Below are 250 nucleotides of genomic sequence, written 5' to 3' on the forward strand. Positions count from 1 at the left end.
CGGCCCCTCACCGCTGGCCTCCCCGCCGGCGCGCGCGGAGAGCACCAGCACCGGCAGCGTCCGGGTCGCCGGTTCCGCGCGTGGCCGGCGGCCCAGGTCGAAGCCGTCCAGCACCGCCATCATCACGGCGGCGAGGACGGGCTCCGGCCGTACCCGGGGGACCTCGTCGGGGGCCTGCTGGGCGTCGGTGACGCCCCGAGCCCGCCAGCCCTGCCCGGTGAGCAACCGGCTGAGGTACGCCCGCATGTCG

The 250-nt window shown here is 78.4% G+C and carries 1 protein-coding gene; it reads right to left on the bottom strand.

Translation table 11 applies throughout. The annotated features are described in order from the left end of the window. Positions 1–250 (bottom strand): response regulator (locus C7C45_RS33105; RefSeq protein ID WP_146247500.1); only part of this gene is annotated, 250 nt, incomplete at both ends.

Origin of the sequence: Micromonospora arborensis, from assembly GCF_003205615.1 — a bacterium.
Lineage (GTDB): Bacteria > Actinomycetota > Actinomycetes > Mycobacteriales > Micromonosporaceae > Micromonospora > Micromonospora arborensis.